The sequence below is a fragment of the Pseudoxanthomonas sp. USHLN014 genome (genome assembly GCF_037153335.1).
GTDB classification, from domain to species: domain Bacteria; phylum Pseudomonadota; class Gammaproteobacteria; order Xanthomonadales; family Xanthomonadaceae; genus Pseudoxanthomonas_A; species Pseudoxanthomonas_A winnipegensis.
Map to the genome: position 1 here is coordinate 177,512 of NZ_JBBCKO010000007.1, position 22,696 is coordinate 200,207.

21 protein-coding genes and 1 pseudogene are annotated in these 22,696 nt (G+C 69.5%); 13 read left to right on the forward strand and 9 right to left on the reverse strand.

From position 1 onward, the window contains the following. The first annotated feature begins 24 nt into the window (after positions 1-24). From WFQ05_RS14075 to WFQ05_RS14085, 3 genes are all read left to right on the forward strand, one after another. Positions 25-447, forward strand: a complete 423-nt coding sequence (locus WFQ05_RS14075; RefSeq protein ID WP_130523125.1) for a DNA polymerase III subunit chi — start codon at positions 25-27, stop codon at positions 445-447. Between the two features lie 114 nt (positions 448-561). Next, positions 562-3,390 (forward strand): valine--tRNA ligase, encoded by a 2,829-nt coding sequence (locus WFQ05_RS14080; protein ID WP_337054271.1) that lies wholly within the window; start codon positions 562-564, stop codon positions 3,388-3,390. Positions 3,391-3,690: 300 nt separating this feature from the next. Next, complete coding sequence (locus tag WFQ05_RS14085) at positions 3,691-4,518, forward strand: EamA family transporter (protein WP_337054272.1); 828 nt, start codon at positions 3,691-3,693, stop codon at positions 4,516-4,518. 290 nt (positions 4,519-4,808) lie between these two features. Here the strand turns inward: WFQ05_RS14085 and rimI are convergent, their stop codons facing one another. The 3 genes from rimI to pssA are packed head-to-tail and all read right to left on the reverse strand — an operon-like array spanning position 4,809 to position 6,555. Then, positions 4,809-5,312, reverse strand: a complete 504-nt coding sequence (gene rimI / locus WFQ05_RS14090; protein ID WP_130515324.1) for a ribosomal protein S18-alanine N-acetyltransferase — start codon at positions 5,310-5,312, stop codon at positions 4,809-4,811. After that, the gene (locus WFQ05_RS14095; RefSeq protein WP_337054273.1) at positions 5,309-5,782 is read right to left on the reverse strand and encodes a hypothetical protein; all 474 of its coding nucleotides are present in this window, start codon (positions 5,780-5,782) and stop codon (positions 5,309-5,311) included. The genes rimI and WFQ05_RS14095 overlap by 4 nt, the downstream gene beginning before the upstream one ends. Next, the gene (gene pssA, locus WFQ05_RS14100; protein WP_286576565.1) at positions 5,779-6,555 is read right to left on the reverse strand and encodes a CDP-diacylglycerol--serine O-phosphatidyltransferase; all 777 of its coding nucleotides are present in this window, start codon (positions 6,553-6,555) and stop codon (positions 5,779-5,781) included. The genes WFQ05_RS14095 and pssA overlap by 4 nt, the downstream gene beginning before the upstream one ends. A gap of 116 nt (positions 6,556-6,671) precedes the next feature. Between pssA and WFQ05_RS14105 the strand changes: the two genes are divergently transcribed. The 4 genes and pseudogenes from WFQ05_RS14105 to WFQ05_RS14120 all read left to right on the forward strand — a co-directional run. Beyond that, the gene (locus WFQ05_RS14105) at positions 6,672-7,094 is read left to right on the forward strand and encodes a DUF4124 domain-containing protein (protein WP_130530627.1); all 423 of its coding nucleotides are present in this window, start codon (positions 6,672-6,674) and stop codon (positions 7,092-7,094) included. 6 nt (positions 7,095-7,100) lie between these two features. After that, positions 7,101-7,331, forward strand: a complete 231-nt coding sequence (locus WFQ05_RS14110; RefSeq protein ID WP_306993653.1) for a DUF4124 domain-containing protein — start codon at positions 7,101-7,103, stop codon at positions 7,329-7,331. A 97-nt stretch (positions 7,332-7,428) separates the two neighbouring features. Beyond that, positions 7,429-9,126: a proline--tRNA ligase gene (locus WFQ05_RS14115; RefSeq protein ID WP_337054274.1), complete on the forward strand. Its 1,698-nt coding sequence runs from the start codon at positions 7,429-7,431 to the stop codon at positions 9,124-9,126. 168 nt (positions 9,127-9,294) lie between these two features. Beyond that, positions 9,295-9,654 (forward strand): annotated as a pseudogene (locus WFQ05_RS14120) (H-NS histone family protein); the annotation flags it as partial. A 93-nt stretch (positions 9,655-9,747) separates the two neighbouring features. Here the strand turns inward: WFQ05_RS14120 and WFQ05_RS14125 are convergent. Next, a complete protein-coding gene (locus WFQ05_RS14125; RefSeq protein WP_130515310.1) occupies positions 9,748-10,986 on the reverse strand; it encodes a threonine/serine exporter family protein in 1,239 nt (412 codons plus the stop codon). A gap of 109 nt (positions 10,987-11,095) precedes the next feature. Between WFQ05_RS14125 and WFQ05_RS14130 the strand changes: the two genes are divergently transcribed. The 5 genes from WFQ05_RS14130 (at position 11,096) to WFQ05_RS14150 (ending at position 15,513) form a co-directional block, all read left to right on the forward strand. Continuing rightward, positions 11,096-11,989: a DMT family transporter gene (locus WFQ05_RS14130; protein WP_337054275.1), complete on the forward strand. Its 894-nt coding sequence runs from the start codon at positions 11,096-11,098 to the stop codon at positions 11,987-11,989. Then, positions 11,986-13,104: an ABC transporter permease gene (locus tag WFQ05_RS14135; RefSeq protein WP_337054276.1), complete on the forward strand. Its 1,119-nt coding sequence runs from the start codon at positions 11,986-11,988 to the stop codon at positions 13,102-13,104. Before WFQ05_RS14130 ends, WFQ05_RS14135 begins: the two co-directional genes overlap by 4 nt. A gap of 65 nt (positions 13,105-13,169) precedes the next feature. Next, positions 13,170-13,925 (forward strand): ABC transporter ATP-binding protein, encoded by a 756-nt coding sequence (locus WFQ05_RS14140; protein WP_130531012.1) that lies wholly within the window; start codon positions 13,170-13,172, stop codon positions 13,923-13,925. Between the two features lie 20 nt (positions 13,926-13,945). After that, a complete protein-coding gene (locus WFQ05_RS14145) occupies positions 13,946-14,872 on the forward strand; it encodes an MlaD family protein (protein ID WP_130515304.1) in 927 nt (308 codons plus the stop codon). Further along, entirely contained in the window at positions 14,869-15,513 is a 645-nt protein-coding gene (locus tag WFQ05_RS14150) for an ABC-type transport auxiliary lipoprotein family protein (RefSeq protein ID WP_337054277.1), read from the forward strand. The genes WFQ05_RS14145 and WFQ05_RS14150 overlap by 4 nt, the downstream gene beginning before the upstream one ends. Before the next feature lie 36 nt (positions 15,514-15,549). On the opposite strand, the gene WFQ05_RS14155 is transcribed toward WFQ05_RS14150, so the two are convergent. Next, the gene (locus WFQ05_RS14155) at positions 15,550-16,131 is read right to left on the reverse strand and encodes an alpha-ketoglutarate-dependent dioxygenase AlkB (RefSeq protein ID WP_337054278.1); all 582 of its coding nucleotides are present in this window, start codon (positions 16,129-16,131) and stop codon (positions 15,550-15,552) included. 42 nt (positions 16,132-16,173) lie between these two features. Between WFQ05_RS14155 and WFQ05_RS14160 the strand changes: the two genes are divergently transcribed. Next, positions 16,174-18,222, forward strand: a complete 2,049-nt coding sequence (locus WFQ05_RS14160; protein ID WP_337054279.1) for a glycoside hydrolase family 99-like domain-containing protein — start codon at positions 16,174-16,176, stop codon at positions 18,220-18,222. Positions 18,223-18,240: 18 nt separating this feature from the next. On the opposite strand, the gene WFQ05_RS14165 is transcribed toward WFQ05_RS14160, so the two are convergent. The 4 genes from WFQ05_RS14165 to WFQ05_RS14180 form a co-directional block, all read right to left on the reverse strand. Next, entirely contained in the window at positions 18,241-18,873 is a 633-nt protein-coding gene (locus WFQ05_RS14165) for a CoA transferase subunit B (protein ID WP_337054280.1), read from the reverse strand. After that, complete coding sequence (locus tag WFQ05_RS14170) at positions 18,873-19,583, reverse strand: CoA transferase subunit A (RefSeq protein WP_337054314.1); 711 nt, start codon at positions 19,581-19,583, stop codon at positions 18,873-18,875. The genes WFQ05_RS14165 and WFQ05_RS14170 overlap by 1 nt, the downstream gene beginning before the upstream one ends. A 171-nt stretch (positions 19,584-19,754) precedes the next feature. Next, positions 19,755-21,194, reverse strand: a complete 1,440-nt coding sequence (locus tag WFQ05_RS14175) for an alginate export family protein (protein WP_337054281.1) — start codon at positions 21,192-21,194, stop codon at positions 19,755-19,757. Positions 21,195-21,217: 23 nt separating this feature from the next. Then, positions 21,218-22,633: a UbiD family decarboxylase gene (locus WFQ05_RS14180; protein WP_337054282.1), complete on the reverse strand. Its 1,416-nt coding sequence runs from the start codon at positions 22,631-22,633 to the stop codon at positions 21,218-21,220. Positions 22,634-22,696 lie beyond the last annotated feature (63 nt).

Genomic DNA, 22,696 nt, shown 5'->3' on the forward strand with positions numbered 1-22,696 from the left:
CCCCACTCCCCACTCCCAGCCCCCATGCGCGCCGACTTCTACCTGATCGCCAAGCCGCGTTTCCTCGAGGCGCCGCTGAACCTGGTCTGCGAACTGGCCAAGCGGGCCTACGCTTCCAACCAGCCCACGCTGATCCTGGCGCGCGATGCCGCCCAGGCCGAGGAGCTGGACGAGCTGCTGTGGGCCTTCGAGGACGATGCCTACGTGCCGCACCAGATCGCCGGCACCGACGAGGACGACGACATCACCCCGGTGCTAATCGCCGCGCCGGAGCTAGACGCCGCGCCGCGCCCGCTGGTGATCAACCTGCGCGACGCCGCCTATGCCGGCGCCTGCGAGCGCGTGCTGGAGGTCGTCCCGGCCGACCCGGCCGCGCGCGAACCGCTGCGCGAACGCTGGCGCCAGTACCAGGCGCGCGGGTTCGCACTCAACAAGCACGATATGTGATGAAGCCCGGAGTCGGGATGGAGCATCGGGGATCCTGATCCCGCTTCACCGATCGCGGCCGACGCTGCCCCCCGCCTTGTCGATTCCCCATTCCCGATTGCCGATGTCCCGCCTATGACCACCCTCGCCTCCAGCTACGACCCGAAAGCCTTCGAAGCGCGCCTGTACGCGCAGTGGGAAGCCGACGGCGCGTTCAAGCCCTCCGGCACCGGCACGCCGTACACCATCCTGCTGCCGCCGCCCAACGTCACCGGCACGCTGCACATGGGCCACGCGTTCCAGCAGACGCTGATGGATGCGCTGATGCGCTACCACCGCATGCGTGGCTTCGATGCGCTGTGGCAGGTGGGCACCGACCACGCCGGCATCGCCACCGAGATGGTGGTCAGCCGCAACCTGGCGCTGGAGGGCAAGGGCGAAACGCGCGATTCGCTGGGCCGCGAGGGCTTCATCGCCAAGGTCTGGGAATGGAAGCAGCAGTCCGGCGACACCATCGAGCGCCAGATGCGCCGGCTCGGCACCTCGGCCGACTGGTCACGCAGCACCTTCACCATGGACCCGCAGCCCTCGGCGGCGGTGACCGAGGCCTTCGTGCGCTGGTACGAGCAGGGCCTGATCTACCGCGGCCAGCGCCTGGTCAACTGGGACCCGGTGCTGAAGACGGCGATCTCCGACCTGGAGGTGGAGAACGTCGAGGAAGACGGCTTTTTGTGGTCGATCCGCTATCCGCTGGCCGATGGCGCCACCTATGAGCACGTCGAAGTGGACGCCGACGGCCAGGAGACCCTGCGCGAGTTCCGCGACTACCTGGTGGTGGCCACCACGCGCCCGGAGACCATGCTCGGCGACACGGCGGTGATGATCCATCCGGAGGATCCGCGCTACGCCGGGCTGATCAGCAAGGCGGTGGCGCTGCCGCTGAGCCAGCGCACCATCCCGGTGATCGGCGACGACTATGTGGACCGCGATTTCGGCACCGGCGTGGTCAAGGTGACCCCGGCGCACGACTTCAACGACTACCAGGTCGGCGTGCGCCACGAGCTGCCGATGATCAACCTGTTCACGCCCACCGCCGCGCTCAACGAGAACGCGCCGCACAAGTACCAGGGCCTGGACCGCTATGCCGCGCGCAAGGCGGTGCTGGCCGACCTGGAGGCGCTCGGCCTGCTGGTGGAGACCAAGCCGCACAAGCTGCAGGTGCCGCGCGGCGACCGCACCGGCCAGGTGATCGAGCCCTACCTGACCGACCAGTGGTTCGTGAAGATGGACGGGCTCGCCAAGCGCGGCCTGGAGCTGGTCGAATCCGGCCAGATCCGCTTCGTCCCGCCGAACTGGATCAACACCTACCGCCACTGGATGGAGAACATCCAGGACTGGTGCATCAGCCGCCAGCTGTGGTGGGGCCATCGCATCCCGGCGTGGTTCGACGCGTCCGGCAAGTACTACGTGGGCCGCGACGAGGCGCAGGTGCGCGCCGAGCACGGCCTGGGCGACGACGTGGTGCTGACCCAGGACAGCGACGTGCTGGAGACCTGGTTCTCCTCGCAGCTGTGGCCGTTCTCCACGCTGGGCTGGCCGCAAGAGCAGACGATGGAGCAGCGCGGCTTCGATCGCTACCTGCCCTCGGATGTACTGGTCACAGGCTTCGACATCATCTTCTTCTGGGTGGCGCGCATGGTCATGGCCACCGACAGCTTCACCGGCAAGATCCCGTTCCGCGATGTCTACATGACCGGCCTGATCCGCGACGCGCAGGGCCAGAAGATGTCCAAGTCCAAGGGCAACGTGCTCGACCCGCTGGACATCATCGACGGCATCGCGCTGGAGGATCTGGTCGCCAAGCGCACCAGCGGGCTGATGCAGCCGCGCCTGGCCGAGAAGATCGAGAAGGCCACGCGCAAGGAGTTCCCCGACGGCATCGCCGCCCACGGCGCCGACGCGCTGCGCTTCACCATCGCCGCGCTGGCCACGCACGGGCGCGACATCAAGTTCGACCTGGGCCGCGCCGAGGGCTACAAGAACTTCTGCAACAAGCTGTGGAACGCCACGCGCTTCGTGCTGATGAACACCGAGGGCGCGCAGTTCGCCGGCGCCCCGCAGCCGGTCACCGACGCGGAAAAGTGGATCCTGGCCGGCCTGGCGCGCGTGTCCGGCGAGGCCGCCGAGCACTTCGCCAGCTACCGCTTCGACCTGCTGGCGCAGTGCCTGTACGAGTTCGCCTGGAACCAGTTCTGCGACTGGTTCGTCGAGCTGGCCAAGCCCGCGCTGGCCGACGCGGCCGCCGCCGACAGCACCCGCCATACCCTGCTGTTTGTGCTGGAGCAGCTGCTGCGCCTGCTGCATCCGCTGACGCCGTTCGTCACCGAGGAACTGTGGCAGCAGGTCGCCCCGCGCGTGGGCGTGGCTGGAAAAAGCGTTTCTCTCGCACGCTATCCCACGATGTTTGATGTCACTCAGTACTTTTCTGATGATTACGATCAGATTGAGGACGACGTGGAATGGCTTAAGCGGACCATCAGCGCCCTGCGCCGGGTGCGCAGCGAACTGCAGGTCGCCCCGGGCAAGAGCGTGCGCCTGCTGCTGCAGGTCGGCGACGCGCAGGACCGTGCGCGCGTGGCGCGCTTCGACTCGCAGCTGCGCTTCCTGCTCAAGCTCGAGTCGATCGACTGGCTGGACGGCGCCGACGCGCCGGCCTCGGCCGCCGCGGTGGTGGGCGAGCTGCGCCTGCTGGTGCCGCTGGAAGGCCTGGTCGATCTGGACGCCGAGCGCGCGCGCCTGGACAAGGAGATCGCCCGGGTCGCCGGCGAGCGCGAGAAGAGCGAGGCCAAGCTGGCCAAGTTCAGCGACAAGGTGCCGGCGGCGGTGGTCGAACAGGAGCGCGTGCGCCTGGCCGACTGGACCGCGCAGCTGACCGCCCTGCGGGAGCAGCGCGCCAAGCTGTGATCCTGCGGCGGCGCCTTGTAGAAGCCGGATGCGAGCCTGCCGATCGCTTGAAGCGGGCCTGCTAGCTGCTTGAGGTGAGCCCGCTAGCTGCTTGATACGGGCCTGCTGATTGCTTGATGCAAGGCTGCTGATCGCTCGAGGTGAGCCTGCTGATAGCTCGAAATGAGGCTGGTGGTAGCTTGGTGGGAGCCGGCATGCCGGCGATAGGGCTTTCCCGGTAAAGCCTCATCGCCGGCATGCCGGCTCCCACCCAGCCTCACCTCACCCAGCCTCACTCCCATCTCCGCTTCATGCCTGCCCATGCCGCTTAGCGTCTTCTGCCTGGTGCTGTTCGCCGCGCTGATGCACGCGAGCTGGAACGCGCTCGTCAAAGGCGCGCCCGACAAGCTGCTGACCACCGTGCTGGTGTCCAGCTTCGCCGCACTGATCGCGGCCTGCGCCCTGCCCTTTCTGCCCGCACCGGCCTCAGCGAGCTGGCCGTTCCTGGTGGTCTCGCCCCTGCTGCAGGCGCTGTACTTCGCCCTGGTGGCGCGCTGCTACCACGTGGCCGACATGAGCCAGGCCTATCCGCTGATGCGTGGCGCCGCGCCGCTGCTGGTGGCCGTCGTCGGCGTGCTGTGGCTGGGCGAACACCTCGCACCGCTCGCCTGGCTGGGCATCGCCGTGGTGTGCGCCGGCGTGCTGGCGATGGCGCTGGGCAGTGGTCGCCTGCGCCATGCGGCCCTGCCCCTGCTCAATGCCGCGGTGATCGCCGGCTACACCCTGCTGGATGCCGCCGGCGCGCGGCGTTCCGGCCATCCCCTGAGCTATACGCTGTGGCTGTTCGCGCTGACCGCCCTGCCGCTGCTGGCCTGGGCGCTGCTGGCGCGGCGCGCAGCCTTTCTCGCCTACCTGCGCGGCAACGCCGCGCACGGCCTGGCGGGCGGGGTGGGCACGCTGCTGTCCTACAGCCTGGCGCTGTGGGCGATGACCCGCGCGCCGGTCGCGCTGGTGGCGGCCCTGCGTGAAAGCGCGATCGTGTTCGGCCTGGGCATCTCGGTGCTGCTGCTCAAGGAGCGGCCACCGCGGGCTCGTTTGCTCGCTGCGGGGGTGATCGCCCTGGGTGTGGCGGTGCTGCGGCTGGCTTGAGCAAGCCGGCATGGCGTCAAGGATTTTGTGGGAGCAACGGTCTCTCAGATCGAGTCGCAGCCGCCTTGTAGAGCGGAGCTTGTGGCAATCCCCTCTTGGGGGCTCCGCTGAGGCTTCCCGACGATCCGGCCGGAACGCAGCGGAGCAAGCTCCGCTCTACAGGCGGGGCCGCCCTTGTGGCCTTTTTGGCCAATGGCGGCGATGGGGCTTTACCGGTAGAGCCTCGCCGCCATGGCGGCTCCCACGAAGTATTTCTGCTTTCGATCAGCCGCGCGGCACACGGCAGCGCCCTACAGCGGCGGCATGCGGTCGATCTCGCCGTCGATCAGTTCGATCGCCATGACGATGGCGTCCTCGCGCCCGTCCTTGGCCGGGTAGTAGCGCGGGCGGCGGCCGATCTCGTTGAAGCCTTCGCTGTGGTACAGCGCGATGGCATGCGGATTGGACGGGCGCACCTCGAGGAACACCCGCTCGGCGCGGCGCTCGCGCGCGCCCTGCACCAGCGCGCGCAGCAGCTGGCGGCCCAGGCCGCGGCCCTGGCGCTCGGGCGCCACGCAGACGTTGAGGATGTGCGCCTCGTCGGCAGCCAGGCTGATCACGCCGTAGCCGATCGTCAGCCCGTGTTCGACCAGCAGCCAGGCCGGATAGCCGGCCAGCAGACAGTCGCGGAAGATGCCGCGTGTCCATGGAAAGGGATAGGCGCGCTGCTCGATCGCCATCACCGCGTCCAGGTCCGCCTCGCGCATCGGCCGCAGGCTCGCGGCACCGCCGGCGTCGGACTGGACCGCGCTCATGGCAGGCGCTTGCGGCGCAGCGCGCGCAGCTGCGGCCACAGCGCGCGCTTGGCCGCCGCGTTGCCGCGCAGGCTCGCGCTGTCGGGCCAGGCAGCCATGATCGCCGCGGCCTCGGGCGTGTTGGGGTTCAGGCCGGAGGCGCGCAGCAGCTCGATCCGCAGGCGATCCGGCAGCAGCGAGCCGCGCGGCGGCGCACGGCGCGGCGCGACCGGCGCGCTGTCGGTGGCTGCGGCAGGCGGTGGACGGCGCGGCGGCGCGGAGGGCGCAGGCGGCGGAGCCGCCTCGCGCGCGGGCTGCGCCGGCGGCGCGGGCGGCCGGCGCACGGGCGCGGCCGGCGCGTCCAAGGCCGGCGCGTCCAAGGCGGGCGCTTCCGCCGCAGCCAGCTGGCCCGGCACCCACACGGTGTGGCCGAGCGCGCGCAGCCAGGCGTGCTGCTCGCCGGTCCACAGCGGGCTGCCGGCTTCGCTCACGCCGCCGGCTCCCGGCGCCCCCGGCGCTGCAGGGCCCACATCACCGGGCCGGACAGCGCGTACAGCACGCCGATCACGCACAGCGTGCGCGGCAGGTCGATCACCAGCACCGCGATCACCACCGGCACCAGCACCACCAGCAGGAACGGGATGCGGTCGGCCTTGGCGCCGCCCTTGCCGCTGCCCTTGAAGCTCCAGAAGCGGATACGGCTGACCATCAGTAGCGCCGCCACGATGGTCACGCCCAGCGCGACATAGCGCAGCTGCTCGCCGGTCCACTCCAGCTTGCCGTCGGCGAAGGCCCAGACGAAGGACATCATCAGCCCGGCCGCCGCCGGGCTGGCCAGGCCGACGAACCAGCGCTTGTCCACCGTGCCGACCTGGGTGTTGAACCGCGCCAGGCGCAGCGCCGCGCAGGCCGCGTAGAGGAAGGCCACCGCCCAGCCGACCCGGCCGATGATCTCCCCGTCCAGCTTCAGCGCCGACAGCGACCAGTGGTACATCACCAGGGCCGGGGCCATGCCGAAGCTGACCAGATCGGCCAGCGAGTCGTACTGCACGCCGAACTCGCTGCTGGTGCCGGTCAGGCGGGCCACGCGGCCGTCGACGCCGTCCATCAGCGCGGCGACGAAGACCGCGATCGCGGCGGACACGAATTCGCCATTGGACGCGGCGATGATCGCGTAGAAGCCGGAAAACAGCCCGGCGGTGGTGAACAGGTTCGGCAGCAGATACATGCCGCGCGCACGGGTGGGCTGGGGAAGCGGGTCCATTCCCACAGTTTAGCGTTGCCGGCGGCCCTCACGCCGTCATGCCGGCGCTTGCCAGTGCGGGCCCGGGGTGCTGCAATCGCCGCCATTCCGCCCGCTGTGCCATCCCGGAGCCTGCCATGCGCCTGTCCACCTGCCTGATCCTGTCGGCCCTGCTGGCGGCGCCGCTGGCCAACGCCCAGAGCATGTACCAGTGGAAGGACGCCCAGGGCGTGACCCACTACTCCGACGTGCCGCCGCCCAAGAGCAATCTGCAGGGCAGGCAGATCAACCCGGCCGACGCGATGGCGCGCGGCGAGGCCACGGCCAGCGCCAAGGAGGCCCCGGCCGAGAACGCGCAGTGCACGACCGCGCGCCTGAACCAGCGCATCCTGTCCAACAACGCCCCGGTGCGCCAGGCCGGCGCCGACGGCAAGCCGGGCGCGCTGCTGACCGACAGCGAGCGCGCCAGCCAGCGCGAGCTGGCCGAGGCGGCGGTCAAGGCCTACTGCACGCCGAGCGCCGCCAAGGCCGAGGGCAGCACCCGCCCGCCGGGCGCCTGAGCGACGATGCGGGTCGTCTGGGCGGTCCTGGCGCTGCTGCTGCTCGGCGGCGGCCTGGCCTGGTGGTTCGGCCACCCGGCGCGTCACGTCACCAAGGCCGCGCAGGCGCAGGGCGAGCCGCGGCCTTCGCTGTACCGTTGGCACGACGCCGACGGCGTGCTGCACATCACCGATCGCCCGCCCCCGGCCGGCACCGCCTACGAGCGCATCCCGCTGGAACGCGATAGCGCCCGCTAGGGCCTGTCCTCCATCCCGGGCCGGTCGCGCCCAGCCGACCGGCGCGCGTGGCGCGCAGCTGGCAAAATGGCGGCTTTCCGCCAGCGATACCTCCACAATGCGCCTGTCGCAGTTCCACCTCCGCACCACCAAGGAAACCCCCAACGACGCCGAGCTGGTCAGCCACCAGCTGATGCTGCGCGCCGGCATGATCCGCAAGCTGGCCTCGGGCCTGTACACCTGGTCGCCGCTGGGCCTGCGCGTGCTGCGCAAGGTCGAGGCGATCGTGCGCGAGGAAATGAACCGCGCCGGCGCGATCGAGCTGCTGATGCCGACCATCCAGCCGCGCGAGCTGTGGGAGGAGTCCGGGCGCTGGGCCAAGTTCGGCCCGCAGCTGCTGAAGATCAAGGACCGCAAGGAGCAGGAGTTCTGCTACGCGCCCACCGCCGAGGAAGTGATCACCGACTTCGCGCGCAACGAGCTGTCCAGCTACAAGCAGCTGCCGGTGAACTTCTACCAGATCCAGACCAAGTTCCGCGACGAGATCCGGCCGCGCTTCGGCGTGATGCGCTCGCGCGAGTTCCTGATGAAGGATGCGTACTCGTTCCATCTGCACGCCGATGATCTGGTGCGCGAGTACCGCAACATGCATGCGGCCTATACGCGCATCTTCACCCGGCTGGGGCTGGAGTTCCGCGCGGTGCTGGCCGACTCCGGCGCCATCGGCGGCGATGCCTCGCAGGAATTCCACGTGCTGGCCGGCTCGGGCGAGGACGCGCTGGCCTTCTCCACCGCCTCGGATTACGCGGCCAACGTCGAGGCCGCCATCGCGGCCGAGCCCGCGCCGCGCCCGGCGCCCGGCGAAGCCCTGCGCCGCGTCGAGACGCCCACGCAGAAGACCTGCGAGGACGTGGCTGCGCTGCTGGGCATCGCGCTGCAGCGCACGGTCAAGTCGATCGCCACCATGAGCGAGGACGGCTTCGTGCTGGTGCTGGTGCGCGGCGACCACGAGGTCAACGAGATCAAGCTGGGCAAGGTCGCCGGCATGGCCGGCTACCGCATGGCCACCGAGGCCGAGATCCTGGAGCACCTCGGCAGCCAGCCCGGCTTCCTCGGACCCGTAAAGCCGGCCAAGGCCATCCGCGTGATCGCCGACCGCGAGGTCGCCGCGCTGGCCGACTTCGTCGTCGGCGCCAACGAGGCCGGCTTCCACATCGCCGGGGTCAACTGGGGCCGCGACCTGCCCGAGCCCGATGCGGTGGCCGACATCCGCAACGTGGTCGAAGGCGACCTGGCCGCCGACGGCGGCCAGATCAAGCTCGCGCGCGGCATCGAGGTCGGCCACATCTTCCAGCTCGGCAGGCAGTACGCCCAGGCCCTGGGGGCCACTGTGCTGGACGAGACCGGCAAGGCCGCGGTGATGTCGATGGGCTGCTACGGCATCGGCGTCTCGCGCATCGTGGCCGCGGCGATCGAGCAGAACCACGACGCCAACGGCATCATCTGGCCGAGCGCGATGGCGCCGTGGCAGGTGGCCGTGTGCATGATCAACCCGAAGGGCGATGCCGCGGTGACCGAGGCGGCGCAATCGCTGCTGGGCGAGCTGCAGGCGGCCGGCCTGGATGCGGTGCTCGACGACCGCGGCCTGCGCCCGGGCGCGATGTTCGCCGACATCGAGCTGATCGGCATTCCGCATCGGGTGGTGGTGTCCGAACGCGGCGTGGCCGCCGGCACCTTCGAGTACCGCGCGCGCCGCGCCGAGGCGGCCGAGAACCTGGACAAGGCCGCCCTGTTCGAGCGCCTGCGCGCGGGCTGATCGGCGCGGGAATCTCCCGCCATGGAATCGAAAAAGCCGGCGCATGCCGGCTTTGTCATATTGGCGAATAATAAAAAACATTTGTCATCGATAACCCGATTGGATTAGGATCGGTCCGCTTTCGCCAAGGATGGGCATGGTTATCCCTTCCCTTTCCGGAGTTATTCGATGTCGATTGATCTGTCCGGCCTGTCGGCCAAAGAACTGGCCTCGCTGATTACCCAGGCCCAGAAACGCCAGACCGTGATCTCCAAGCGCACGCCCATCACCAAGGTCCGTGCCCGCATCCTGAAGTTCGCCAAGGCCGAGGGTTACTCGATCGAGGAACTGTTCGGCGGCGGCAGCGCCGCGCCGACCCGCGGCAAGGCCGCCAAGAAATCCCCGACCGCCGGCCGCAAGCTGGGCAAGGTCGCGCCGAAATACCGGAACCCGGCCAACAGCAAGGAAACCTGGACCGGCCGCGGCAAGCAGCCGCGCTGGCTGGCCGCGCTGGTCGCCAGCGGCAAGAAGGTCGAGGATTTCCTGATCAAGTCTGGCAAGAAATAATCCGGCCGTCCTCGCACAAACAAAAACGCCGGCATTGCCGGCGTTTTTGTTTTCACGCGCAATCAAATCGAAGCGCTAGAGCGCCTTGCGCGCCGAAATCAGCAGATTGCCGAACAGCAGGCCGGCCACCAGCGCCATCAGGATCTGCAGCACCACCAGCAGGGTCGAATCCGGACTGTTGGCCCCGCTGGCCAGATTCATCAGCACGCGCAGGCTGGCGCTGCCCGGCACCAGCATGATGATGCCGGGCAGCCGGATCAGCGCACCGGGCCGGTTGTAATAACGCGCGAACGCATTGCCCAGCGCCGTCATCACCAGCGCCGACAGGAACAGGCCGACCTCGCTGCCCCAGGCCTTGCCGGCGTAACGCGAAATCAGATATCCGCAGATCGCCGCGCCCATCGCCCAGGGGTAATCGCGCCGATGCGCCTTGAACAGCACCGCGAAGGCGAAGGCGCTGATCACCAGCGCGCCCCATTCCACCCAGTCCGGCTGCGGCCGCAGCGCGCGCACCTCCGGGTACAGGCCCAGCAGCTGGGCCAGGGTGACGGCGATGATGCTGCCCACGGCCAGCTTGATCACCGTGGTGACCGCGCCGGCGAAGCGCGCCGTGCCCGACACCCAGTGCTGGCTGGTGAGCTCGTTGAAGGCGTTGGTCAGGCTCATGCCCGGCAGCAGCACGACCAGCGCGGTGATGATCACCGAGTTGAGGTTGAGCGGGCCGACCAGATTGGAGATCAGGATGGCCACCAGGCCGGCCACCAGCGAGGCGATGGCATCGCTGGCCTCGCGCAGCTGCGGGCGACGGTCGGTCAGCTGCGAGAGCACGCCGATCAGCAGGCCGATCAGCGTGGCGGTGGCGATGTCCAGCCACGGCAGCCGCCACAGCCCGGCCACGCCGCCGGCGGCCAGCCCGTAGGCCAGGATCTGCATCAGGCGGAAACCGCGCGTGGGCAGCTGGTCCAGCGCGCGCAGCGCGGCATGGCCCTCGGCCAGGCTCATCTGCCCGCCGGCGACCGCGTCGGCGATGCGGTCGGCTTCGCTGAGCTTGTAGAGATCGTTCTCGCCCGGGGCCAGGCGGATCACGCGGGTCGTGTCGCTGGCCCCCAGCGCGCGCTTGGGATCGCTGAAGCTCAGGATCATGCCGGTCGGGTTGGACCAGGGCTCGCAGTCCAGCCCCAGCTGCGCCGACAGGGCCAGGATGCTGCCCTCCAGGCGCTGGGCGGTGGTGCCGTAGCGATGCAGGCGCGCGGCGATCTCGCAGACAAAGGCGATGCGCTGGGCGTAGGTGGCGGGCGCGGGTGGACGGGACATCGACACGGCTTCGGGAGTTGACGCCTAGTGTAGGCGGGGGCGCGCGTTCTCCTACACTGATGGGCTGCTCCTTTCGCGACCGCGTGCCCATGCCGCTCCCCTGCTCCCTATGAACATCGGCCTGGGCGAAGCCATGGCCCTGGGCAGCGCGGCGACCTGGGCGTTCGGCGTGATCCTGGCCCGGCAGCTAGGCCGCACCCTGCCGCCGCCGACGCTGAACCTGTTCAAGAACGGCCTGGTGCTGCTGGCGCTGACCCCGCTGGCGCTGGTCTCCACCCAGGGCCAGCTCCCCAGCCTGAGCGTCGGCGCGCTGCTGCTGACGCTGGTCAGCGGGATCATGGGCATCGCCGTGGCCGATACGCTGTACTTCCGCGCGCTCAACGAGCTCGGCGCCGGGCGCATGGGCGTGGTCGGCAATCTCTACAGCCCGCTGGTGCTGCTGATGGGCTATGCCTTCCTGGGCGAGCGGCTGGGCCCGTGGCAGTGGCTGGGTTTCGCGCTGGTGGCCGGCGGCGTGCTGCTGATCGCCCGGCCCACGGGCACTTGGCAGACCCGGCCGGCGCATGCGCTGCGCGGGGTGCTGATCGGCGCGGCCTCGATCGCGCTGATGGCGGTGTCGATCGTGATGCTCAAGCGCGTGCTGGAGGCGCACTCGCTGCTGTGGATCACCCTGCTGCGCCTGCTCGGCGCGGTGGCCGGCCTGCTGGCACTGGCGGCGTGGCCGCGCACGCGCGCGCATTTCCGCTTCGACCCCGAACCGGTGCCGTGGGGCCGGCTGGTGCTGGCCGCGATGTGCGGACAGGGCCTGTCGATGGTGCTGTGGCTGGGCGGCTACAAGTACGCGCCGGCGGCGGTGGCGGCGATCCTCAACGAGTCGGCCTCTGTCTTTCTGGTCATCCTGGGCGCGCTGTGGCTGCGCGAACCGCTGGGCCGCCGGTCCCTGGTCGGCGTGACCCTGACCTTCACCGGCATAGCCTGTATGCTCGCGGCCAGACCGCCATGACCACGCCCGCCCCGACACAGCCCGAGGTCCGCATCGACCCGGCCGAGCCCACGCGGGCCCGGTTGCTGGGCAACTGGACGCTGGCCTGCGCCCTGGATGTGGGCCGCCAGCTCACCGCCATTCCCGAGGACGCGCAGACGCTGGACGCTACCGGGGTGTCGCGGCTGGATTCGGCTGGCGTGCTGGCGCTGCTGCGCTACGCCAGCCGCAACAAGCTGCCGCTGGAGAACCTGCTGTTTCGCCAGGACCACCAGGCGCTGGTGTCCAGCATCGAGGACGTGGTCGACGACCGGCCCCGCAGGAAACGCGACTACGGCTTCCTGGCCGCACTGGCGCGCCTGGGCTACCAGGTCCAGCAGAACGGCCGGGCGATCATGGCCCTGGTCAGCTTCACCGGCGAGAACCTGGTCAAGCTGATGCGCATCGTGCACGAGCCGCACCGCCTGCGCCTGACCTCCACCGTGCACCACATGGAACAGGTCGGCCTGGACGCGGTGCCGCTGGTGGCGCTGCTGTCCTATCTGGTCGGCGCGGTGATCGCCTTCCTCGGCTCGACGATCCTGCGTGACTTCGGCGCGCAGATCTATGTGGTCGAGCTGGTCTCGATCGCCACCCTGCGCGAGCTGGCGCCGCTGATGACCGCGATCGTGGTGGCCGGCCGCACCGCCAGCTCGTTCACCGCCCAGATCGGCGCGATGAAGAGCCGCGAGGAGGTCGATGCGATCCGCACGCTGGGCCTGGACCCGATCGACCTGCTGGTGATCCCGCGCCTGCTCGCGCTGCTGTTCACCCTGCCGCTGCTGACCTTCGTGGCGATGATGGCCGGCCTGGCCGGCGGCGTGACGGTCGGCGCCTTCGACCTCAACATCCCGCCGCAGATGTATCTGGCGCGCCTGCACGACACGATCGAACTGCGCCACATGCTGGTCGGCCTGGTGAAGGTGCCGGTGTTCGCCATGGTGATCGGCCTGATCGGCTGCCTGGAAGGCCTGCAGGTGCAGGGCACGGCGCAGTCGGTGGGCGAGCGCACCACCTCCAGCGTGGTGCAGACGATCTCGCTGGTGATCGTGATCGACGCCTTCGCCGCGCTGTGGTTCATGCAGGTGGGCTGGTGAACGCGCTCGCCGCCACGCCCGCGCCTGACGATGCACAGCAGGACGGGCAGGACGAGACCGACGCGGTGATCCGCGTGCGCGGGCTGGTCAACCGCTTCGGCGCGCAGACCGTGCACGACGGGCTGGACCTGACCGTGCGGCGCGGCGAGATCATCGGCATCGTCGGCGGCTCGGGCACCGGCAAGTCGGTGCTGATGCGCAGCATCCTGGGGCTGCAGATCCCCGAGGCCGGCCAGATCGAGGTGCTGGGCGAGGACGCGCGCCACGGCGGCCGCGCCGCGCGCCAGCGCATCGAGCGCAATACCGGGGTGCTGTTCCAGGACGGCGCGCTGTTCTCCTCGCTGACCGTGGGCGAGAACGTGCAGGTGCCGCTGAAGGAACACCACCCCGAGCTGCCCGAGACCTTCCGCTACGAACTGGCCCTGCTGAAGGTGAAGCTGGCCGGCCTGCCGGCCGACACGGTCAACAAGCTGCCCTCGCAGCTGTCAGGCGGCATGCGCAAGCGCGCCGGCATCGCCCGCGCGCTTGCGCTGGACCCGCCGCTGCTGTTCCTGGACGAGCCCACCGCCGGGCTGGACCCGATCGGCGCGGCCGCGTTCGACACGCTGATCAAGACCCTGCAGGAAGCGCTGGGCCTGACCGTGTTCATCATCACCCACGACCTGGACACCCTGTACGCTATCTGCGACCGCGTGGCGGTGCTGGCGGACAAGCAGGTGGTGGTCAACGCGCCGCTGTCCGAGGTCGAGCAGTTCGATCACCCGTGGGTGCAGGAATATTTCCACGGGCCACGGGCCCGGGCCGCGCGCGATGCGCGTTAACGACTAGCGGAGCACCGGATTTGGAGACCAAGGCCAATTACGTCCTGATCGGCGCCTTCACCATCATCGTGGGCATCGGCCTGCTGCTGTTCGGGCTGTGGGCGGCAAAGTATTCGTCCGAGCGCAGCTTCCAGGCCTACCAGGTGGTGTTCCGCGAGGCCGTCACCGGCCTGAGCGTGGGCAGCCCGGTGCAGTACAACGGCATCGCGGTCGGTTCGATCACCAAGCTCTCGCTGGCGCCCAACGACCCCAGCCAAGTCATCGCCCAGCTGCGCCTGGATTCGAGCACGCCGGTCAAGACCGACACCACCGCCAAGCTGGCCATCACCAGCCTGACCGGCCCATCGATCATCCAGCTCAGCGGCGGCTCGCCGCAATCGCGCGCGCTGACCGAGGTGGACAAGCGCGACGTGCCGGTGATCCGCACCAGCCCCTCGGCGCTGCAGAACATCACCGACACGGCCAACCGCATCGTCGAGAAACTCGATCAGGTACTCAGCGACAAGAACGTGGCGGCCATCTCCTCCACGCTGCAGAACCTGCAGTCGATCAGCGGCGACATCGCCAACCGCGAGGCCGGCGTGCAGGCGCTGCTGGTGTCCGCGCGCGACGCGGCGCAGAACCTGGACCGCACCCTGACCACCGCCAACGGCACCCTCAGCGACCTGGACCGCCACGTCGTGCAGCAGCTGCCGGCCACGCTGGCCAAGCTGGATGCCGCTCTGGCCAAGCTCGACTCGGCCGCCGGCAACGCCGACGCGATCCTGGGCGAGAACCGCCAGGCCATCAACAGCTTCGCCAACGACGGCCTGGGCCAGCTCGGGCCCACGCTGGGCGAGCTGCGCGGCCTGATCCGCGACCTGCGCCAGGTCAGCGACCGGCTGGAAGGCAACCCCGCGCGCTACCTGCTTGGCCGCGACGCACCCAAGGAGTTCGAACCCAAATGAAGGCGCCGCTGCTGTTTTTGACGCTGGCCTCGACCCTGGCCCTGGCGGGCTGCTCGTCCCTGCTGGGCGGCGGCGCGCGCACGCCGACCACCATCTACGCACCGCCCGTGCAGGTGACGCCCGAACCGGCCTGGCCGCAGGTGGCGGCCTCGATCGTGGTGACCAAGCCGACCGCGCCGCGCCTGCTCGACAGCGCACGCATCGCGGTGCGCCCGAGCCCCGACGAACTGCAGGTCTACAAGGGTGCGTCCTGGGCGCAGAGCGCCACCAGCATGCTGGAGGACGCGGTGTTGCGCACGTTCGAGGACAGCGGCAAGACCGGCGGCGTGGGCAGCGCCGAATCCGGCATCCACGGCACCTACAAGCTGCTGCTGGACGTGCGCCGCTTCGAATCGGACTACGCCGGCGGCGCCACGCCGGCGGCCACGCTGGTGGTCAATGCCAAGCTGGTGCGCAACCTCGACCAGAGCGTGCTCGCCTCGCGCACCTTCAGCGTCGCCCAGCCGGCCGCCGGCACGGACATCGCCCAGGTGGTGCCGGCCTTTGACCAGGCGCTGGTGCAGCTGACCGGTCAGATCGTCGGCTGGACGCTGACCACCGCCGCCGCGCAGCCGGCCACACCGCCGCGCGCCTCCCCGTAGATCCGCTGAACGCGCCTGCCGCGTCCGGCCTCGCTTTCAGCGCCGCAGCGGCCGGATGTGGCGGAAGGTGACGTTGAGGCGCGGCCCCACCGGCTTGGCGGTGCGCGGCAGCGCATGCTGCCAGTCGCGCTGGCAGGGCCCACGCATCACCAGCAAGCTGCCCGGCGCGAGCACCAGCGTCTGCTTGACCGCGTGGTCGTCGCGCCGGCGCAGCACGAAGCGCCGCGCCGCGCCGAGACTGAGCGAAGCGATCACCGGCTCGGCCGCCAGCTCCGGCTCGTCGTCACTGTGCCAGCCCATCGCATCGCGCCCATCCCGGTACAGATTGGCTAGCACACTGTTGAACGGCACCCCCAGCTCCTCGCGCAGGCGATCGCGCAGCGCCGCCAGCGCCTGCGTCCACGGATGCGGCGCGAAGGTCTGCCCCGAATACCGATACACCGCCTGCGGATCGCCGATCCAGCAGCTCAGCCGCGGCGAATCCACCCAGCGCCCGAACAGGCGGATGCGGTGGATGGACCAGGGCAGAGTTTCGGTCAGCTGCTGCTGCAAGGCCTGCGCGTCCTCGGGAGCGAGCCAGTGCGTGCGCAGTGCCAGCAGCGCGTCGTTGCGTGTCATCCCAAGCCTGCGGGTGCCTGCCAGCGTCGATTCTGGGATCATTTGAGCATGCCGAGTCCGCATTCTCCACGCCTGCGCAGGTTGCTGTTCACGACCGCGCGTGCGGTGTTCCGCCTGATGCCGATGTCGCAGGCGCAGCGCGATCGCGTTCGCAATCGGCTGCTGCAGCGCTTCCACGGCTGGCTGCCGCCCGCCCCGCGCGGGCGACAGGATGCGGGGCTTTCATCGCGTCGGCCGACGGTGCGCGCGGTGCGGGCGGCGATCGGCTATCAGCCGCCTCAGGCGCCCGTGCCGCTGCCATCGCCGCTGCCGGCGCGCGTGATCGCCTTCTATCTGCCGCAGTTCCATCCGATCCCGGAGAACGACGCGTGGTGGGGCGAGGGTTTCACCGAATGGCGCAACGTGACCCAGGCGCTGCCGCAATTCGAGGGACATCAGCAGCCGCGGCTTCCCTCGGATCTGGGCTTCTACGATTTGCGCGATGTCGACACGCTGCGCCGGCAGGCCGCGCTGGCGCGCGAGCACGGCGTCGAGGGTTTCTGCGCTTATTTCTATTGGTTCGGCGGCAAGCGTTTGCTCGAGACGCCGCTGCAACGCTGGCTGGAAACGCCCGATCTGGCGCTGCCTTTGTGCCTGTGCTGGGCCAACGAGCGCTGGGCGCGCAACTGGGACGGCCGCAGCGGCGTGACGCTGATCGACCAGCAGCACAGTGAGGCCGACGACCTGGCCTTCATCGCCCATGTCGCCCAGTACCTGCGCGATCCGCGCTATCTGCGCGTGGACGGCAAGCCGCTGCTGCTGGTCTATCGCCCTGGCCTGTTGCCCGATGCCGCGGCCACCGCCGCGCGCTGGCGCCAGTGGTGTCGGGAGCACGGCGTCGGCGAGCTGCATCTGGCCTATGTCCAGGGATTCGAGCGGCCGGTGCCCAACAGCATCGGCTTCGATGCGGCGATCGAGTTTCCGCCCAATCTGGCCACCCCGCCCGACCTGACGGCGCGGCAGCGTCTGATCAATCCCGAGTACGGCGGCAGCGCGCTGGACTGGCGCGCGTTGGCGCGGGAGATCGTCGCGCGCCCCGATCCGGGCTATCCGCGCTACCCCGCCGTCAATCCCGGTTGGGACAACGAGCCGCGGCGCGCCGGCCATGGGCGCAGCTATCTGCATGCTTCGCCGCGTGGCTATCGCGACTGGCTGCGCGCCACGATCGCGCAGCGCCTGCCCTCCGATCGCCGCGATGAACGCCTGGTGTTCGTCAACGCGTGGAACGAATGGGCCGAGGGCGCCGTGCTGGAGCCGGATATCCGCCTGGGCCACGCCTGGCTCAATGCCACGCGCAACGCGCTGCTGCCGGTGCCCGCGCCGGATCGACGCCCGCACGTGGTGGTGCACGCGTGGTACCTGGAGGCCGTGCCGGACCTCGTGGCCTCGCTGCGCGCCTCTGGCCTGGCGTGGCGCGCCATCTTCACCACCTCGCCGGAGAAGGCCGATGCGCTGCGCGACCTGCTCGCGGGCTGCGGCCTGGACTGGGAGGTCGCCGCTTATGAGAACCGGGGCCGCGACGTGCTGCCCTTCCTGCATGTAGCCGATCGCCTGCTCGAGGCCGGTGTGGAATGGGTGCTGAAACTGCACACCAAACAATCCGTGCACCGCGACAACGGCGCGCAGTGGCGGCGGGAACTGGTGGAGCGCCTGGCCGGCCAGCGCGCCGTCGCGCTGCTGGAACACGCACACCAGACGCCCGACCTGGGCCTGATCGCACCCGAAGGCCACGTGCTGCCGCTGGAGCGGTTCATGGGCGCAAATGCGGATGCGCTGGACTTTCTGGAAGTGCGCTGTGGGCTGCCTGCCATCGCGCCGACTGCAACGGTCTTCCCTTCCGGCAGCATGTACTGGGTACGACTGGAGGCATTGCGCCCGCTGCTTGACGCGCATCTGTCGCCCGAGGACTTCGAGCCCGAGCAAGGCCAGATCGACGGCACCCTCGCGCACGCCATCGAACTCACGCTTATTCATGTCGTGCACGCCTCTGGTCACGGGCATCGCACCGCGGCAGCAGTACTCGGCCTACTCGAGAACAGCGATGGCGACTAACGCGTTCGCCCGATCCGCTTAACCGGCAGCCAGACGCGCTCCCGTCCTCTCCACGATCTCCTCGCGGCTCACCCCATCAGCCAGCTCCACCAGCTTCAGGCCCTCGGCGGTGACGTCGAACACACCCAGGTCGGTGATGATGCGGTCGACCACGGCCACGCCGGTCAGGGGCAGATCGCAGTCGGGCAGCAGCTTGTGGCTGCCGTCCTTGGCCACGTGCTCCATGAGCACCACCACGCGCTTGACGCCGGCGACCAGGTCCATCGCCCCGCCCATGCCCTTGACCATCTTGCCGGGCACCATCCAGTTGGCCAGGTCGCCCCGCTCGCTGACCTGCATCGCGCCCAGGATCGCCAGATCGATATGGCCGCCGCGGATCATCGCGAACGAGTCGTGGCTGCCGAAGAAGCTGGCGCCCGGCCGCGCGGTCACGGTCTGCTTGCCGGCGTTGATCAGATCGGCGTCCACCTCGTCCTCGCTCGGGAACGGGCCGATGCCCAGCAGGCCGTTCTCCGACTGCAGCCACACGTCCACGCCCTCGGGAATGTAGTTGGCCACCAGCGTCGGCAGGCCGATGCCGAGGTTGACGTACATGCCGTCGGCCAGCTCCTGCGCGGCGCGCGCGGCCATCTGTTCGCGGGTCCAGGCCATCACTTGTCTCCTGCGGCACGCACGGTGCGTTGTTCGATGCGCTTCTCCGGATGCGCGTTGAGGACCAGGCGATCGACATAGATGCCCGGCAGATGCACCTGGTCGGGATCGAAGCTGCCGACCTCGACGATCTCCTCGACCTCGGCCACGCACACCTGTCCGGCCATGGCGCAGGCCGGGTTGAAGTTGCGCGCGGTCTTGCGGAACAGCAGGTTGCCGGCGGTGTCGGCCTTCCACGCCTTGATCAGGGCCACATGGGCGTGCAGCGCGGTCTCCAGCACGTAGTGCTTGCCGTCGAACTCGCGCGTCTCCTTGCCCTGCGCGATCACCGTGCCGTAGCCAGTGGCGGTAAAGAAGGCCGGGATGCCCGCGCCGCCGGCGCGCAGGCGCTCGGCCAGCGTACCCTGCGGGTTGAACTCCAGCTCCAGCTCGCCGGACAGGAACTGCCGTTCGAACTCCTTGTTCTCGCCCACGTAGGACGAAATCATCTTGCGGATCTGGCGCGTTGCCAGCAGCTGGCCCAGGCCGAAGCCGTCGACGCCGGCGTTGTTGGAGATCACGGTGAGGTTGCGCACGCCGGTGTCGCGCAGCGCGGCGATCAGCGCCTCGGGGATGCCGCACAGGCCGAAGCCGCCGACCGCCAGGGTCTGGCCGTCCGCCACCACGCCATCGAGCGCCGCCTGCGCGCTCTCATACACCTTGCCGCGCATCGGGCGCGCTGAAGACGTCGGGATCATCGCGATATCCGCCGGGAAAGAGGACTGAAATTCTAGCGGACCGCCCCCTCGCGCTGCCTATTGCACTTTCGTCCGTGCGCTGCGGTACGGCAACCGGAGGACGCCTCCTCGACCGGGCGAATCCCCGCAAGCCCAAGGCATCCCTCAGAAGCGGAACGTCATGAACCCGCCGATGAACGTGGCGTCGCCGTAGCCGGCATCCTCCATCGCCCCCGCGGCCAGGAAGCGCTCGGCGCGCGCGGTGAACGCCACATACCGACTGACCTTCCATGTGGCGTTGAGCCGCAGCAGGTCGCCGATGCGTCTGCCGTCGGTCCGCTGCGTGCCGGCATAAGCGGTGCCGGCGCCGCTGTAGATGGCGTCATCGGTGCTCTGGCGCCACATCCGCTGATACTGCAGCTGCACGCTGGTGGTCTTGCTCGGCGCGAACTGGAACATCGGCGCGAAGGCGATGTAGTTGGTGCTGCCGAACCAGGTCGCCCAGCTGTGATACGGCCCGCTGCCGAACAGGATCGAGCTGTTGCGCAGCGTGCCGCTGCCGTAGGCGCCGCCGCCGGAGCTCAGGTCGGCGTGGAAGCCGACCTGCGGCGCCCAGCCGGTGCCGGAGAGCTTCCAGTTGAAGGTCGAGTACGCCGAGTAGGCGCGCAGGTCACGCTCGCCGAAGTCGCCGGTCTGGTACATCGCGGCGGTGTCGAACGTCAGCGCGCCATGCGTGCCGTAGAAGTGCATGCCGAAGTAGTCGCGCGTTTCCCTGGCGACCTTGCCGCCCCAGGCCTTGTTGTCGTCGCGGGCATGGAACCAGAAAGGCTCCAGGTACAGGCCGGTGCCCGCCATCCGGAAGCCGGCCAGCGCACCGCTGAAGCGCTTGCCCGACAGCGTGCCGTCGTCGAAATAGCCGCCCTGCTGATCGACATAGCGATAGTCGAACACGTCCAGCCGACGGTCCGCACCGATCGCCCACGCACGCACGCCGTCAAAGGTGACGCGGGTGTTGGAGTTCTCGCGCGTGGTCACCAGCCACTGCGGGCCGTCCTGGAAATCCTGTCGCCCCACGCGCACGCCGACCTCGGCATCACCCCACTTGCCGGTCAGATCGACGAAGGCCTGCTGCAGGAACGCGTCGTCGCGCTGCGAAGCCGGGAAGCTGGTGACGTTGCGGCCGTCGTAACCGCCATGCGCCAGCTCGGTGAACGCGCGGACGTGCTCGCCCACATGCAGGTCCGCACCGAGGAAGGCACGATACAGCCACGGCGACTGCGAGGCCGCGCCCTCGCGCAGGCCGATGGCGCTGTAATAGTCGCCGCGGAAGCGCTGCTCCACGCTTACGCTCAGATAGGTGTCGCCGCTGTCGTTGAACGGGATGTACTTGAGTCCGTCGAAGACGCCGGTGCGCTTGGCCGGATCGCGCAGCGCGGTCCAGTCCTCCACATAGCGCGACATCCAGGTGTCGGCACCGGTCTTGCCGCCCCAGCCCTGCGCGGCCAGCGGATAGCCGGCGTCCTGGCTGGCCATCTGCGCCTGTGCGGCGGGGATGCCCGCGGCCAGCGCCGTGGTCATCAGGACGGCGATCTTGCACTTGCGCATGGCGCTCCCCCTCCCGAAGGTGTTCATGCGGCGCGGTCGGATGGGCCGCGCCAGTCCTGGCGGCCGGTGATCACGGCCTGCAGGTCCAGCGTGTCTTCGCCGGGAATGCGGATGCGCTTGTACTTCATCTCCGGCGCATCGACCGGGATGGTGGCGTCCAGTCCCATCTTGGCGCCCACGCCATCGTCGGTGGACGGATCGAGCTTGGAGCCCTGGCTGTTGCCGATCACCACCAGATCGCGATCGGCCTGGAAGCGCGTGGCCACCGCCCACTCGACTTCCTGCGGGTCATGGATGTCCACGTCGGTGTCGACCACCACCACATGCTTGATGTCGTAGTGCGCGGCGAACGCGCCGAGGATGACGTTCTTGCCCTCGCCGTTCTGGCGCTTGTCCAGCTTCACGTACAGGTGATAGCGGCCGACCCCGCCCAGTGCCAGGTGCACATCGCGCACGCCGGGGAAGCTGCGCTGCAGCTCATTGAGGATGGTGGCCTCACGCGGGATCGCGCCCAGCAGCAGGTGCTCCAGGCCGCCGCCGACGATGGTGTGGAACACCGCATCGTGGCGATGGGTGATCGCGTCGACCTCGATCACATGGCGACGCGCGCGCTCGCCGTAGTACTGCGGAAATTCGCCGAACGGCCCTTCCTCCTCGCGTTCGTCGGCCAGCAGCCTGCCCTCGATGACGATCTCGGCCTGCGCCGGCACGCGCACCTCGTTGGTGGTGCACTTGACCACTTCCAGCGGCTGGCCGTGCAAGGCGCCGGCGATCTCCAGCTCGTCGTGGTCCACCGGCACGATCGCCTGCGAGGACAGCAGCGTGGCCGGGTCCACGCCGATGGCGATGGCCATCTGCAGCGGCTTGCCGTCCTTCTCGGCCATGCGGTAGTAGTGGTCGGTGTGGCGCGGCAGCAGCAGCACGCCGATGCGGTTCTTGCCGCTGATCTGGCAGCGGTGGATGGCGACGTTCTGGATGCCGGTTTCCGGGCTGCGCGAGATCAGCAGGCCGGCGGTGATGTAGGCGCCGCTGTCGTGTTCGTTGTGGGTGGGGATCGGCAGCTGCCTGAGCAGATCGATCTGCGTGTGCACCACCTCCTGCGCGGGGGCGTCGCCGACCTCCTTCCACGGAATCGGGTTGGACGCGGCGTGCTGGAACCGCGCCAGCAGCTCGTCCTGCGCCACGCCCAGCGCCTCGGCCATCCAGCCACGGTCGGACACGATGCCGGAGATCACCGGGATCGCATGCGCGCCATCGGGACGGGGAAAGAACGTGGCCTGGCGCCCGTCCAGCTTGTGCGCGACCGCCGCGATCTCGTGCCGCAGCCTGAGCCCGTCGCGGGCCACGGCCAGCTCGCCGCGCGCGGACAGGCGGTCCAGCCACTGACGCAACGACAGCGCGCCGTGCGTGTTGCCGGATCGGGGATTGGAATCAGCCATGGTTGCCTCCATCGGTCGGCCGCACGCCAGGGGCTACGCGCGCCGTGTGGGAACACCGGCACG

Coding starts and splice junctions, on each gene's coding strand:
- WFQ05_RS14075 (WP_130523125.1), top strand. CDS start 25: ATGCGCGCCGACTTCTACCTGATCGCCAAGCCGCGTTTCCTCGAGGCG.
- WFQ05_RS14080 (WP_337054271.1), top strand. CDS start 562: ATGACCACCCTCGCCTCCAGCTACGACCCGAAAGCCTTCGAAGCGCGC.
- WFQ05_RS14085 (WP_337054272.1), top strand. CDS start 3,691: ATGCCGCTTAGCGTCTTCTGCCTGGTGCTGTTCGCCGCGCTGATGCAC.
- rimI (WP_130515324.1), bottom strand. CDS start 5,312: ATGAGCGCGGTCCAGTCCGACGCCGGCGGTGCCGCGAGCCTGCGGCCG.
- pssA (WP_286576565.1), bottom strand. CDS start 6,555: ATGGACCCGCTTCCCCAGCCCACCCGTGCGCGCGGCATGTATCTGCTG.
- WFQ05_RS14105 (WP_130530627.1), top strand. CDS start 6,672: ATGCGCCTGTCCACCTGCCTGATCCTGTCGGCCCTGCTGGCGGCGCCG.
- WFQ05_RS14110 (WP_306993653.1), top strand. CDS start 7,101: ATGCGGGTCGTCTGGGCGGTCCTGGCGCTGCTGCTGCTCGGCGGCGGC.
- WFQ05_RS14115 (WP_337054274.1), top strand. CDS start 7,429: ATGCGCCTGTCGCAGTTCCACCTCCGCACCACCAAGGAAACCCCCAAC.
- WFQ05_RS14125 (WP_130515310.1), bottom strand. CDS start 10,986: ATGTCCCGTCCACCCGCGCCCGCCACCTACGCCCAGCGCATCGCCTTT.
- WFQ05_RS14130 (WP_337054275.1), top strand. CDS start 11,096: ATGAACATCGGCCTGGGCGAAGCCATGGCCCTGGGCAGCGCGGCGACC.
- WFQ05_RS14135 (WP_337054276.1), top strand. CDS start 11,986: ATGACCACGCCCGCCCCGACACAGCCCGAGGTCCGCATCGACCCGGCC.
- WFQ05_RS14150 (WP_337054277.1), top strand. CDS start 14,869: ATGAAGGCGCCGCTGCTGTTTTTGACGCTGGCCTCGACCCTGGCCCTG.
- WFQ05_RS14155 (WP_337054278.1), bottom strand. CDS start 16,131: ATGACACGCAACGACGCGCTGCTGGCACTGCGCACGCACTGGCTCGCT.
- WFQ05_RS14165 (WP_337054280.1), bottom strand. CDS start 18,873: ATGGCCTGGACCCGCGAACAGATGGCCGCGCGCGCCGCGCAGGAGCTG.
- WFQ05_RS14170 (WP_337054314.1), bottom strand. CDS start 19,583: ATGCGCGGCAAGGTGTATGAGAGCGCGCAGGCGGCGCTCGATGGCGTG.
- WFQ05_RS14175 (WP_337054281.1), bottom strand. CDS start 21,194: ATGCGCAAGTGCAAGATCGCCGTCCTGATGACCACGGCGCTGGCCGCG.
- WFQ05_RS14180 (WP_337054282.1), bottom strand. CDS start 22,633: ATGGCTGATTCCAATCCCCGATCCGGCAACACGCACGGCGCGCTGTCG.